9 protein-coding genes, 1 tRNA gene and 3 rRNA genes are annotated in these 13,301 nt (G+C 36.2%); all 13 read left to right on the forward strand.

Annotation, left to right across the window (positions count from 1 at the left end; genetic code table 11):
* Window positions 1-136 precede the first annotated feature (136 nt).
* Window positions 137-1,649, forward strand: a 16S ribosomal RNA gene (locus tag H5J23_RS03060).
* A gap of 52 nt (window positions 1,650-1,701) precedes the next feature.
* A tRNA-Ala gene (locus H5J23_RS03065) sits at window positions 1,702-1,777 on the forward strand.
* 136 nt (window positions 1,778-1,913) lie between these two features.
* Window positions 1,914-4,830: ribosomal RNA gene (locus H5J23_RS03070) — 23S ribosomal RNA — on the forward strand.
* Between the two features lie 86 nt (window positions 4,831-4,916).
* Window positions 4,917-5,033, forward strand: a 5S ribosomal RNA gene (gene rrf / locus H5J23_RS03075).
* Together the 16S, 23S and 5S rRNA genes with 1 tRNA gene alongside form the textbook arrangement of a ribosomal RNA operon.
* A 67-nt stretch (window positions 5,034-5,100) precedes the next feature.
* On the forward strand, window positions 5,101-6,075 hold the full coding sequence (gene galE / locus H5J23_RS03080) for a UDP-glucose 4-epimerase GalE (RefSeq protein ID WP_185890954.1): 975 nt from the start codon (window positions 5,101-5,103) through the stop codon (window positions 6,073-6,075).
* 16 nt (window positions 6,076-6,091) lie between these two features.
* Window positions 6,092-6,928 carry a hypothetical protein gene (locus H5J23_RS03085; protein WP_023051089.1) on the forward strand — a complete coding sequence of 279 codons (837 nt, stop codon included), beginning with the start codon at window positions 6,092-6,094 and terminating at the stop codon, window positions 6,926-6,928.
* A gap of 9 nt (window positions 6,929-6,937) precedes the next feature.
* The gene (yqeB, locus tag H5J23_RS03090) at window positions 6,938-7,774 is read left to right on the forward strand and encodes a selenium-dependent molybdenum cofactor biosynthesis protein YqeB (protein WP_023051090.1); all 837 of its coding nucleotides are present in this window, start codon (window positions 6,938-6,940) and stop codon (window positions 7,772-7,774) included.
* Entirely contained in the window at window positions 7,743-8,534 is a 792-nt protein-coding gene (locus tag H5J23_RS03095; RefSeq protein WP_023051091.1) for an XdhC family protein, read from the forward strand. Before yqeB ends, H5J23_RS03095 begins: the two co-directional genes overlap by 32 nt.
* Window positions 8,518-8,988, forward strand: coding sequence for a cyclic pyranopterin monophosphate synthase MoaC (gene moaC / locus H5J23_RS03100; RefSeq protein WP_023051092.1), 471 nt, complete (start codon window positions 8,518-8,520; stop codon window positions 8,986-8,988). Before H5J23_RS03095 ends, moaC begins: the two co-directional genes overlap by 17 nt.
* A complete protein-coding gene (locus H5J23_RS03105; RefSeq protein WP_023051093.1) occupies window positions 8,981-10,318 on the forward strand; it encodes a hypothetical protein in 1,338 nt (445 codons plus the stop codon). The genes moaC and H5J23_RS03105 overlap by 8 nt, the downstream gene beginning before the upstream one ends.
* A gap of 64 nt (window positions 10,319-10,382) precedes the next feature.
* Window positions 10,383-12,284 (forward strand): ABC-F family ATP-binding cassette domain-containing protein, encoded by a 1,902-nt coding sequence (locus H5J23_RS03110; RefSeq protein ID WP_185890956.1) that lies wholly within the window; start codon window positions 10,383-10,385, stop codon window positions 12,282-12,284.
* A 122-nt stretch (window positions 12,285-12,406) separates the two neighbouring features.
* Entirely contained in the window at window positions 12,407-12,775 is a 369-nt protein-coding gene (gene rpsL / locus H5J23_RS03115) for a 30S ribosomal protein S12 (protein WP_023051095.1), read from the forward strand.
* 26 nt (window positions 12,776-12,801) lie between these two features.
* The gene (gene rpsG, locus H5J23_RS03120; protein WP_023051096.1) at window positions 12,802-13,272 is read left to right on the forward strand and encodes a 30S ribosomal protein S7; all 471 of its coding nucleotides are present in this window, start codon (window positions 12,802-12,804) and stop codon (window positions 13,270-13,272) included.
* Window positions 13,273-13,301 lie beyond the last annotated feature (29 nt).

The following is a 13,301-nucleotide window of genomic DNA, read 5'->3' on the forward strand; positions in this document are numbered from 1 at the left end:
CGCCGACAAGAATTGTAGAAAAAGGACATTAACAACCGAATAGAGAAAATAGTCAGAAGTTATGAAAATAACAAAATGCCAGAAATGGCAAACCAATAAATGGTGTAAACGTAAGTCTTAGGACTTTAAATATATTTGAATGAAGAGTTTGATCCTGGCTCAGGATGAACGCTGACAGAATGCTTAACACATGCAAGTCGATTCAAGTTACCTTCGGGTAACGAGGATGGCGGACGGGTGAGTAACGCGTAAGGAACTTGCCTCTTGGTCTGGGACAACTGTTGGAAACGACAGCTAATACCGGATATTATGAGATTCTCGCATGGGAAACTTATGAAAGCTATATGCGCCAAGAGAGAGCCTTGCGTTCCATTAGCTAGTTGGTGGGGTAACGGCCCACCAAGGCGACGATGGATAGCCGGCCTGAGAGGGTGAACGGCCACAAGGGGACTGAGACACGGCCCTTACTCCTACGGGAGGCAGCAGTGGGGAATATTGGACAATGGGCCACAAGCCTGATCCAGCAATTCTGTGTGCACGATGAAGGTCTTCGGATTGTAAAGTGCTTTCAGTTGGGAAGAAGAAAGTGACAGTACCAACAGAAGAAGCGACGGCTAAATACGTGCCAGCAGCCGCGGTAATACGTATGTCGCAAGCGTTATCCGGATTTATTGGGCGTAAAGCGCGTCTAGGCGGAAAAATAAGTCTGATGTTAAAATGCGGGGCTCAACTCCGTATTGCGTTGGAAACTGTTTTTCTAGAGTACTGGAGAGGTGGGCGGAACTACAAGTGTAGAGGTGAAATTCGTAGATATTTGTAGGAATGCCGATGGAGAAGTCAGCTCACTGGACAGATACTGACGCTAAAGCGCGAAAGCGTGGGGAGCAAACAGGATTAGATACCCTGGTAGTCCACGCCGTAAACGATGATCACTAGGTGTTGGGGGTCGAACCTCAGCGCCCAAGCTAACGCGATAAGTGATCCGCCTGGGGAGTACGCACGCAAGTGTGAAACTCAAAGGAATTGACGGGGACCCGCACAAGCGGTGGAGCATGTGGTTTAATTCGACGCAACGCGAGAAACCTTACCAGCGTTTGACATCCCAAGAAGTTTCCAGAGATGGATTCGTGCCGGCTTGCCGGAACTTGGTGACAGGTGGTGCATGGCTGTCGTCAGCTCGTGTCGTGAGATGTTGGGTTAAGTCCCGCAACGAGCGCAACCCCTATTGTATGTTGCTACCATTAAGTTGAGCACTCATGCGATACTGCCTGCGATGAGCAGGAGGAAGGTGGGGATGACGTCAAGTCATCATGCCCCTTATACGCTGGGCTACACACGTGCTACAATGGGCAGTACAGAGAGTTGCCAACCCGCGAGGGTGAGCTAATCTCTTAAAGCTGTTCTTAGTTCGGATTGTACTCTGCAACTCGAGTACATGAAGTTGGAATCGCTAGTAATCGCAAATCAGCATGTTGCGGTGAATACGTTCTCGGGTCTTGTACACACCGCCCGTCACACCACGAGAGTTGGTTGCACCTGAAGTAGCAGGCCTAACCGTAAGGAGGGATGTTCCTAAGGTGTGATTAGCGATTGGGGTGAAGTCGTAACAAGGTATCCGTACGGGAACGTGCGGATGGATCACCTCCTTTCTAAGGAGACTAACTTTTTCTCTATTCGATTGATACTGTTCTTTGTAAGTATGGGGATATAGCTCAGTTGGGAGAGCGACGCACTTGCACTGCGTAGGTCAGCGGTTCGACTCCGCTTATCTCCACCAAAACATTATCAAACTTGGACATTGGAAACTATATAGTAGATATTGAGAAAATATTCTAAATTAACTAACAATTCATTTTTAAGTCAATCTTAAATTGAGTAGTTAGTCTGTCTAAATAATATGAATTATATTACAAGGTTAAAATATTAAGGGCACACGAAGGATGCCTAGGAAGTAAGAGCCGATGAAGGACGTGGTAAGCTGCGATAAGCTTGGTGGAGTTGCAATCGAACTGTGATGCCAAGATTTCCGAATGGAGAAATCTGCTAAGATGGAGTCTTAGCACGAAAGAGGGAACCGGGTGAACTGAAACATCTAAGTAACCCGAGGAAAAGAAAGTAAAAACGATCCCCTAAGTAGCGGCGAGCGAACGGGGGTGAGCCCAAACCGTAGATGTGCCAAGGATGCAGCCGTTGCATCTACGGGGTAGCGGGAAGATCGTCTGAAGAACTGCAAGGTATTCGACATTATGATACGCCGAACTGGAAAGGTCTGGAAAGGCCTGCCGTAGAGAGTGAAAGCCTCGTACAGGTAAACCGTATCAAATGTATGATCTCTCCCAAGTAGCACGGAACACGAGGAATTCTGTGTGAATCTGCGAGGACCATATCTCGTAAGGCTAAATACTCTTACTTACCGATAGCGCATAGTACCGTGAGGGAAAGGTGAAAAGAACCCCGGGAGGGGAGTGAAATAGAACCTGAAATCGTGTGCTTACAAGCGGTCAGAGCCCTTTGGGGTGATGGCGTGCCTTTTGGAGAATGATCCTGCGAGTTACGTTCAGTGGCAAGGTTAAGTTTAACGGAGCCGAAGGGAAACCGAGTCTGAATAGGGCGACATAGTCGCTGGGCGTAGACGCGAAACCTGGTGATCTAAGCCTGTCCAGGGTGAAGCTGTGGTAAGACACAGTGGAGGCCCGAACTCACCGCCGTTGAAAAGTTGGGAGATGAGGTAGGTTTAGGGGTGAAAAGCCAATCGAACCAGGAGATAGCTCGTTCTCTCCGAAATGCATTTAGGTGCAGCCTTGAGTGTTCAATTATGGGGGTAGAGCACTGAATGACCTAGGGGGCATACTGCTTACCGAAGTCAATCAAACTCCGAATACCATAATTCTAGAGCTCAGGAGTGAGACTATGGGAATTAACTTCCATGGTCAAAAGGGAAACAACCCAGACCACCAGCTAAGGTCCCTAATTATAACTAAGTGGGAAAGGAGGTGGAGATTCACAAACAACCAGGAGGTTGGCTTAGAAGCAGCCATACCTTTAAAGAGTGCGTAATAGCTCACTGGTCGAGAGTCTCTGCGCCGACAATGTAACGGGGCTAAGTTATAAACCGAAGCTGTGGAGTTGCGTAAGCGACTGGTAGGAGAGCGTTCTGTAGGCCGTTGAAGGAGAATCGACAAGAGACTCTGGAGGTATCAGAAGTGAGAATGCAGGAATAAGTAGCGAGAATGGGGGCGAGAATCCCCCACGCCGGAAGACCAAGGGTTCCAGGGTAAAGTTTGTCTCCCCTGGGTAAGCCGGGTCCTAAGCCGAGGCTAGATTGCGTAGGCGAATGGAAAACAGATTAATATTTCTGTGCCACTGATATCAAGTGATGGAGGGACGCAGGAGGTTATGCACGCTGGCGAACGGAAGTGCCAGTTCAAGCATGTAGCGTGGTCTAGTAGGAAAATCCGCTAGACTAAACGTGAGGTGTGATGAGGAGTCGTAAGATGGAAGGTGCAAATACCACACTGCCGAGAAAAGCTTCTAAGCGTTATAAAGATATTAGTGCCCGTACCCCAAACCGACACAGGTGGTCAGGATGAGAAATCTAAGGCGGACAGGCTAACTCTCGTTAAGGAACTCTGCAAAATAGCCCCGTAACTTCGGGAGAAGGGGTGCCTTTTATGGTGAGCGTACACGCGACGCAAAGCTATGAGAGGCCGCAGTGAAGAGTCTCAGGCGACTGTTTAACAAAAACACAGGTCTATGCTAAGCTGTAAGGCGACGTATATGGGCTGACACCTGCCCAGTGCCGGAAGGTTAAGAGGAGGAGTGAGAGCTCCGAATTGAAGCCCCGGTGAACGGCGGCCGTAACTATAACGGTCCTAAGGTAGCGAAATTCCTTGTCGGGTAAGTTCCGACCTGCACGAATGGTGTAACGATCTGAGAGCTGTCTTGACGGGAGGCCTGGTGAAATTGTATTACCGGTGAAGATACCGGTTACCTGCAGTAGGACGGAAAGACCCCATGGAGCTTTACTGTAGCTTGGTATTGGGTTTTGGCATCGTATGTATAGGATAGTTGGGAGACTATGATGCGTGGTCGCTAGATTACGCGGAGTCACTGGTGGAATACCAACCATACTATGTCGGAATTCTAATTTGAGGTTTGTACCCTCGAAGACAGTGCTAGGTGGGCAGTTTGACTGGGGCGGTCGCCTCCGAAAGAGTAACGGAGGCGTTCAAAGGTTCTCTCAGGTTGGATGGAAATCAACCGCAGAGTGCAATGGCATAAGAGAGCTTAACTGCGAGACTGACGGGTCGAGCAGGTGCGAAAGCAGGACATAGTGATCCGGCGATTCCGAATGGAAGGGTCGTCGCTCAACGGATAAAAGCTACCCTGGGGATAACAGGCTGATTCTACCCGAGAGTCCATATCGACGGTAGAGTTTGGCACCTCGATGTCGGCTCATCGCATCCTGGGGCTGGAGAAGGTCCCAAGGGTTGGGCTGTTCGCCCATTAAAGCGGTACGTGAGCTGGGTTCAGAACGTCGTGAGACAGTTCGGTCCCTATCCACTGTAGGCGTTAGAGTATTGAGAAGATCTGTCCTTAGTACGAGAGGACCGGGATGGACAAACCTCTGATGTACCAGTTGTCACGCCAGTGGCACAGCTGGGTAGTCACGTTTGGAACAGATAACCGCTGAAAGCATCTAAGCGGGAAACTGACTTCAAGATAAGTACTCTTTAAGATACCTTCGAGACTAGGAGGTTGATAGGTTGGGGGTGTAAGAGTTGTGAGACTTTTAGCTGACCAATACTAATATATCGAAGTTTTAACCTTAATATACTACTATATAGTTTTGAATGATCCAAGAAGTGACAAAGTCACGACTATGGAAAATTCATAGTTCACACAAATAAATATTGATTGGCAACGATAGCTATGGAGGTACACCCAGTAACATTTCGAACCTGGAAGTTAAGCCCATAAACGCTGAAAGTACTTGGGGGGCAGCCCCCTGGGAGGATAGGAAGTTGCCAATCTTTTTTTATTTTTTGTAAAATTGTGCTATAATTTAATAGATAAAATTAAATTGTAGAGAGGTGTTATATGAAAAATATATTAGTTACTGGTGGCGCGGGTTATATAGGAAGTCATGCAGTGGTAGAATTATTAGATTCAGGGTATAATGTTATTGTTTTAGACAATTTAGAGAACGGATATATAGAATTAGTTGATAAGAGAGCAAAATTTTATCAAGGAGATATAAGAGATATAAATTCTTTTGAAAATATTTTTAAAGAAAATGAAATAGATGCTGTAATGAATTTTGCAGGTTATATAAAAGTTGGTGAAAGTGTTTTTGAACCAAATAAATATTATCTCAATAATACCTATGGAGTTATGAATGTAGTTGAAGTTATGAAAAAATATAATGTAAAAAATATAATTTTTTCATCAACTGCTGCAGTTTATGGCGAAGTTAAATGTGATGGTTTAGTGTATGAAGATTATCCAACTGCTCCAATAAATCCATATGGAGCTAGTAAATTAATGGCTGAAAGAGTTATAATAGATGCAGCAAAAGCTTACGGGATAAATTATTCTATATTTAGATATTTTAACGTTGGAGGAGCTCATGAAAAATATCATATAGGACAAAAAGGTGATGGTGTAACAGCTTTAATTCCAATAATTTTACAAGCAGCAAAAGGGGAAAGAGAAAAACTAAGTATTTATGGTGATGATTATCCAACAAAAGATGGAACTGGTATAAGAGATTATATTCATGTAGTTGACTTAGTGAGAGCACATATTGCTGCTTTACCAGCATTAGATAAAAATATCAGTGGAATTTATAACTTAGGAAATGGGAATGGATTTTCAGTTTTAGAAATGCTAAATGCAGCTAAAAAGGTTACAAATGTTGATATAAAATCAGAGGTAGTTGAAAAAAGAGAAGGGGATCCAGCATCAGTAGTAGCAGCTAGTGAAAAAGCAAGAGATATATTAGGATGGAAACCTGAATATACAGATGTTGAAAAGATAATTGAAACAGCTTGGAATTGGTATAGAAGTCTTTAGAAAACAGAGGTGAATCATGGAATTTTTTAAAAGAATTTTTGCAAAAAAAAAGGATCAAGAAGTTGTAAAAATAGAAGAAAATAATGAAAAAAAAATACAGTGTAATAGCGAAAATTGTGGATGTAAAAGCTGTGAGCATAAAGAAGAGAAAAGTGGAGATTATTTAAAGAATATTTGCATACAAATAGAGACAATTCCATGTGAGCCTAATCCCTATTTTGTAGTAAATGATGAAAGTGCAAAGTTTTTTGAAGAGTTTGAAATAAGAATGACTACAATATATAGAATGTATAGTATAAATAGTATTTTTTTAAAAGAGTATCAGAAAGTTTCTAGAGAATCTTTAACCTCTACAAGAGATAATGAAAAAGAATTTTCTAAATATAGTAAGTGTTATTTTATAAATAATAATGCTTTTAAAGAGATACATCATATGAGTAATCTGTTAAATATTTTTATGATATTTGAAGTTTTATTGAAAAATATAACTAAAGATATTGCATATGATAAGCACTTAGATTTAGAGGAGATTCAAAATAAAAATATGTCTTATTTAAATAGTTATATTTTATTTTTAGAAGAAGCAATGAAAAGTAAATTTTCTTTAGATGAAAATGAGAGAAATTTTATTGGAATTGTTAGAAAAATTAGAAACGATTATCTACATGATTATATGACAGAGATACCTGAATCAATAGAAAAAGAGATAGTTAAAATATTTAATTTAAGAACAGGAAAAAGAATTACAGTAGATGAATATTTTATTGAAAATACTTGTAAAATTTTTGGTGAAATAGCAAAAAGATTGGAAAGTTCATATTGGGAGTATAAAAATAAATTTCTTGAAAAATAAGGAGTGATTATGTTAGCTATAATTAGGGGTGCAGGAGATTTAGCAACAGGAGTTATTCATCGTTTGTATAAGTGTGGCTTTAAAATACTGGTTTTAGAAATAGATAAGCCTAGTTCTATTCGCCGAACAGTATCTTTTTCAGAATGTATATATAATTTAAATGGAGAACAGGTTGTTGAAGGTGTAAAAGCTAGAAAAATCGAAACACTTGAAGAAATTAAAAAGTGTTGGTTAAATAAAGAGATACCTATAGCAATAGATTCATATGGGAAATGGATAGAAAAATTAAAACCTAATATTGTAGTAGATGCGATTATAGCGAAAAAAAATTTAGGAACAACAATAATGATGGCACCAATAACAATAGGATTAGGACCTGGATTTATAGCAGGAAAAGATGTAGGAATTGTTATAGAAACAATGAGAGGTCATAATTTAGGAAGAATTATAAAAGTTGGTGAAGCTGAAAAAAATACAGGAAATCCAGGAGATATAGGTGGATTTACAACTGAGAGGGTTATTTATGCTAAAGTGTCTGGAAAGTTTAAATCTTTAAAAAAAATTGGTGATATTGTAAAAAAAGATGAAACAATAGGAACTATTAATAATGAAGTGGTTAGTGCTAGCATAGATGGCTTATTAAGAGGAATAATTAGAGATGATTATGAGGTAAAAAAAGGTTTAAAGATTGCTGATATAGATCCAAGATTAAACCAATATAATAATTGCTTTACAATATCTGATAAAGCTAGAGCTTTAGGTGGTTCTGTTGTTGAAGCTATTTTTAGTGAAATTGTAGAGAAAGGGGAGAAGGATGGATTTAAATATTTTGGAGAAAATTTTTGAAATTGTTAAATCAGGAAAAAAAGTAGCTCTAGTTACATTAACTAAATCTAGTGGGTCAACACCTAGAAAAGAAGGAACTTTAATGGGTGTATGGGAAGAAAATTTTATAGGAACTATTGGTGGTGGATTGGTAGAGCATAGAGTTATTAATCAAGCTAGAAAATGTTTAGAAGAAAATGAAAATCAAAATTTCAACTATGATTTAACAAAAGAGGCTGAGTTAGGTATGAGTTGCGGTGGTAGTGTTGAAGGATACATAAAAGTTATAAATCCTAAAAATCGTATTGTTATTATAGGAGCAGGACACATAGGGCAGAAGTTATATGAAATATTAGATGGTTCTGACTTTGAGAGAGTTATTTTTGATGACAGAGAAGAGTATAAAAGTTATACGACAGATATAAAAATAGGAGATTATAATCAACTTATAGAAGAACTAGCTGAGAATGAAAATTCTTATTATGTAATTGTTACTAAAGGACATGCAACAGACGAGAAGGCATTAAGAAGTGTTTTGAAGAAACAAAGTAGATATATTGGAATGATTGGAAGTAGAAAAAAAGTTATAGAGATAAAAAAAGAGATATTAGAAAGTGAAATAGTTATACCTGAAGAAAAACTATACTCTCCAATAGGATTAAAAATATCTGATGGAAGTCCATATGAAATTGCTATAGAGATTATGGCAGAGATATTAAAAGTTAAAAATAATGGAGAGTTGATTCATAGGAGGCTTACAAAAGATGTTAACACATTTTAATGAAGATGGAAAAGCAGTAATGGTAGATGTAACAGAAAAAAAAGAAACTAAAAGAGTTGCTATAACAAGTGGAAAAATTACTATGAATTTGGAAACTTACAATAAAGTAAAAGAAGGTACTATTGAAAAAGGAGATGTTCTGGGAGTGGCTAGAGTTGCGGGTATTATGGCAGCCAAAAAAACTAGTGATTTAATTCCTATGTGTCATCCATTATTCTTAACAGGTGTAGAAGTTGAATTTGATTTTTTAGATGAGGATTTAACTATCCAAGCTAGAGTGATTGTTAAAACTTTTGGAAAAACAGGAGTAGAGATGGAAGCCTTAACAGGTGTATCTACAGCACTTTTAACAATTTATGATATGTGTAAAGCTATGGACAAAACAATGTTAATTAGCGATATAAAGTTATGTAAAAAAACTGGAGGAAAATCAGGAGAATTTATAAATGAATGATTTCTTAAATATAACTGCATATCTAAGTATCTTATTAATATTAGGAATAATTATAAAAAGTAAGGTAAGGATATTTCAGGAACTATTTATACCAGCTTCTGTAATAGGTGGAATAATTGGATTAATTATAGGGCCAGATTTTTTTGGAAAGTATTATGAGGTAATACCTAAAAACTGGATTAATGATATGAGAGCTATACCAGGAGTTTTGATTATACCTATTTTAGTATCGATTCCTTTAGGAATGGAGTTAGGAAGAAAAAATAAAGTCTTTCAAAACACGATAAATACAGGTGGAATATTATTTTTAGTAACATTTATACAACTATTTATAGGATATTTCATTAACTTTATTTTTGATAAAGTATTTAACATTAAATTATACAAAAGTTTTGGAGCTGAGTTAAACTCTGCATTTGCGGGTGGGCATGGAACCGCTGGAGTAGTTGCTAGGACTTTAAAGGAACTAGAAAGTAACTATTGGGAATTAGCTCAAGGGGTAACGGTAACACTAGCAACAATTGGATTAGTTACAGGAATTATTTTTGGTATATTTCAAATAAGAAGAAAATTTGGGAATACTTTAAAAAATGAAGTGTTATCAGAGTATAAAAATGGATATATAAAAAATAGAGAGAAACAAGCAATCTTAGGAAAAGAAACTATGTTAACAACAACGGTTGATACCTTAGCTTATCACTTGGCTATTATTTTTTCTGTTTCTGGTTTAGCTATAATAACATTAAATATATTTAAAAAATTTCAAATTCCATTATTATCAAAATTAACGATTTGGTCATTTGGTATGATAGTTATGTTTTTTGTATGGAAAACAATGATTAAACTAAAGTTAGAGTGGAGTGTAGACTCTAAAGTAAAGGGGAAAATAACAGGAACACTAACAGAATTTGCAATAGTTGCAGCAGTAGCAACAATTCCTTTAAGAGGAGTTATAAGTTATATATTTCCAATTGTAGTTACTAGTTTAGTTGGATTTACAATTACTTGGATAGTGATAGATCAACTTTCTAAAAAATATTTTAAAGATTATCATTTAGAAAGAACTTTAGCAATGTTTGGAACATCAACAGGAGTATTTATAACAGGTTTACTATTATTAAGAATATGTGATCCTAAATTAGAAACACCAGTTTTACAGGATTATTCATTAGGATTTTCAATAACAGCATTATTAGGACCAATTTTAATAGCTGTATGCATTCAGTTAAGCTTTACATATAACTATTTTTATCCAATGGGGCTTTTAATAGTTTTAATTAGTTTAACAATTTTGAGTCTAGAATATTATAATAAAGGAGTGGAAAGATAAATCCACTCTTTTTTTAAAGTTATGGTATAATTAAAGGGATAAATACATAAAAAGGAGAATGATGATGGCTTTACTAAGTGTAAATAGTTTATATAAAGGCTTTTCAGGAGAGTCTTTACTAAAAGATATTACATTTTCAATAGATGAAAAGGATAGAATTGGAATAATAGGTGTTAATGGAGCAGGAAAATCAACGTTAATAAAAATGATGATGGAATTAGAAGAGGGAGATCCTAATCCAGAAACAAATGAAAGAGGAACAATTTCTAAAAAAGGTGGATTAAAAATAGGATATCTTTCTCAAAGTATAAATCTAAACAAAGAAAATACAATTTTTGATGAGCTAATAGGTGTGTTTTCTAATTTAAAATCGGACTATGAAAGAATAAAAGAGTTAAATAATTTGGTTGCAAATGATTTAGAAAATTTTGATAAACATATGGAAGAGTTAGCTGTTTTAAGTAGTAGATATGAGCAAGAAGAAGGATATGCAATTGAATATAAAGTAAAACAAATATTAATAGGTTTAAGTATTCCAGAAGAGATGTGGAAAGTACAAATAAAAGATCTTTCAGGAGGGCAACAATCGAGAGTAGCTTTAGGAAAAATCTTATTAGAAGAACCAGAGTTATTAATATTAGATGAACCAACTAACCATTTAGATTTAGTGGCAATTGAGTGGCTAGAGAAATTTTTAAAAGATTATCCAAAAGCTTTTGTAGTTATATCACATGATAGATACTTTTTAGATAATATTGTTAATAGAGTTTTTGAAATAGAAGGAAAAACATTAAAAGCTTATAAAGGTAATTTTTCTGAATATGTTATTCAAAAAGAGGCTTATTTATCAGGAGCAGTAAAATCTTTTGAAAAAGAGCAGGATAAAATTAGAAAAATGGAGGAGTTTGTAAGACGTTATAAAGCTGGACAGAAATCAAAACAAGCTAGAGGAAGACAAAAACTTTTAGATAGAATGGAAAAAAGCGATAATCCAATTATAGGAGTAAGAAAAATTAAACTTAAATTTGAAGTTGAAACTCCAAGTGTGGATAAAGTTTTAGAATTAAAAAATTTAAGTATGAGTTATGGAGAAAAAAAACTTTTTAATAACTTGAATTTAACAGTTTTTAGAGGAAATAGAATTGGAATAATTGGAAAAAATGGAGTTGGAAAATCAACTATTTTAAGAATAGTTAATGGGCTAGAAAAAGCTAAAAGTGGAGATGTGGAATTAGGAGAAAGAGTAAAAATAGGTTATTATGATCAAAATCATCAAGGATTAAAAATGGAGAATACGATACTAGAAGAGTTATTATATACTTTTCCAATGAGTGATGAAGAGGCAAGAACTATAGCTGGTGGATTTCTTTTTTCAGCAGACGATGTAGATAAAAAAATAAAATCTTTATCTGGAGGAGAAAAAGCTAGAGTAGCTTTTATGAAACTAATTTTATCGAAACCTAATTTTTTAATATTAGATGAACCAACGAATCACTTAGATATTTATTCTAGAGAAATATTAGAAGAAGCTTTGGAAGATTATGACGGGACAATTATTGTTGTATCTCACGATAGATATTTTTTAGAAAGTGTTGTTAATAATATATATGAGGTTACTAAAGATGGAGCAACTTTATTCAAAGGGGATTATGAAATGTATATTTCGCAAAAGGATAATGTGAAACCAAAAGATGAGACAGCAGGCTTAAATTATGAGGAACAAAAAAGAAATAGAAATAGAATAACAACCTTAGAAAAAAAATATAAAAAACTAGAAGAAGAAATAGAAAGATTAGAAAGTGAAAAAAGTGATTTAGAAAAGAAATATGAAATTGCTGGAAAAAGTAACAATTTGGATGAATTAATGGACATTCAAAAAGAGATAGATTTAAGAGATGAAAGAATTCTAGATGCTATGGAAAGCTGGGATGAAACAGCTCTAGAGCTAGAAGAATTAAAAAAATAGTTGTAAAAAAATAAAATTGTGGTAAAATTATCTTTGACTTTTTGCAATAAAGCGATTATAATACTAAAGTTAAATATTATTTAAAAATAATAAATAAAAAAATTCAGAGGAAGGAGGGTAAAATGCCTACTTTAAGTCAATTAGTAAAAAAAGGAAGACAAACTCTAGAAGAGAGTAAAAAATCACCAGCATTACAAGGAAACCCACAAAGAAGAGGAGTGTGTGTAAGAGTTTATACTACTACACCTAAGAAACCAAACTCAGCTTTAAGAAAGGTTGCCAGAGTAAAATTAACTAACGGAATCGAAGTAACTTCATACATCCCAGGAGAGGGACACAACTTACAGGAGCACTCAATCGTTCTAGTAAGAGGAGGAAGAACAAAAGATTTACCAGGAGTTAGATATAAAGTTATCAGAGGAGCTTTAGATACAGCTGGAGTTGCTAAGAGAAAACAATCAAGATCTAAATACGGAGCTAAGAAAGCGTAATAATTTATTAAGGAGGTGGACAGTAAATGTCAAGAAGAAGAGCAGCAGTAAAAAGAGATGTATTACCTGATTCAAGATATTCTGATAAAGTTGTAACTAAAGTTATCAACTCTTTCATGTTAGATGGAAAAAAGTCAATCATTGAAGGAATATTCTATTCTGCAATGGATTTAATAAAAGAAAAAACTGGTCAAGAGGGGTACGATGTATTTAAGCAAGCATTAGACAACATTAAGCCACAGATCGAAGTAAGATCAAGAAGAATCGGAGGAGCTACTTATCAAGTTCCAGTAGAAGTAAGACCTGAGAGACAACAAACTCTTGCTATCAGATGGTTAACTACTTATACAAGACAAAGAAAAGAGTATGGAATGATCGAAAAGTTAGCAGCAGAATTAATAGCAGCAGCAAACAATGAGGGAGCTACTATTAAGAAGAAAGAAGATACTTACAAAATGGCAGAAGCTAACAGAGCTTTCGCACACTACAAGTTCTAATTTCAGTCGTAATTTAAAATTTAGGAGGA

Origin of the sequence: Cetobacterium sp. 2G large (assembly GCF_014250655.1) — a bacterium.
Taxonomy (GTDB): Bacteria; Fusobacteriota; Fusobacteriia; order Fusobacteriales; family Fusobacteriaceae; genus Cetobacterium_A; species Cetobacterium_A somerae.

What these genes read in the sequence shown, in the direction of transcription:
- galE (WP_185890954.1), top strand. Translation starts at nt 5,101, where the DNA reads ATGAAAAATATATTAGTTACTGGTGGCGCGGGTTATATAGGAAGTCAT.
- H5J23_RS03085 (WP_023051089.1), top strand. Translation starts at nt 6,092, where the DNA reads ATGGAATTTTTTAAAAGAATTTTTGCAAAAAAAAAGGATCAAGAAGTT.
- yqeB (WP_023051090.1), top strand. Translation starts at nt 6,938, where the DNA reads ATGTTAGCTATAATTAGGGGTGCAGGAGATTTAGCAACAGGAGTTATT.
- H5J23_RS03095 (WP_023051091.1), top strand. Translation starts at nt 7,743, where the DNA reads ATGGATTTAAATATTTTGGAGAAAATTTTTGAAATTGTTAAATCAGGA.
- moaC (WP_023051092.1), top strand. Translation starts at nt 8,518, where the DNA reads ATGTTAACACATTTTAATGAAGATGGAAAAGCAGTAATGGTAGATGTA.
- H5J23_RS03105 (WP_023051093.1), top strand. Translation starts at nt 8,981, where the DNA reads ATGAATGATTTCTTAAATATAACTGCATATCTAAGTATCTTATTAATA.
- H5J23_RS03110 (WP_185890956.1), top strand. Translation starts at nt 10,383, where the DNA reads ATGGCTTTACTAAGTGTAAATAGTTTATATAAAGGCTTTTCAGGAGAG.
- rpsL (WP_023051095.1), top strand. Translation starts at nt 12,407, where the DNA reads ATGCCTACTTTAAGTCAATTAGTAAAAAAAGGAAGACAAACTCTAGAA.
- rpsG (WP_023051096.1), top strand. Translation starts at nt 12,802, where the DNA reads ATGTCAAGAAGAAGAGCAGCAGTAAAAAGAGATGTATTACCTGATTCA.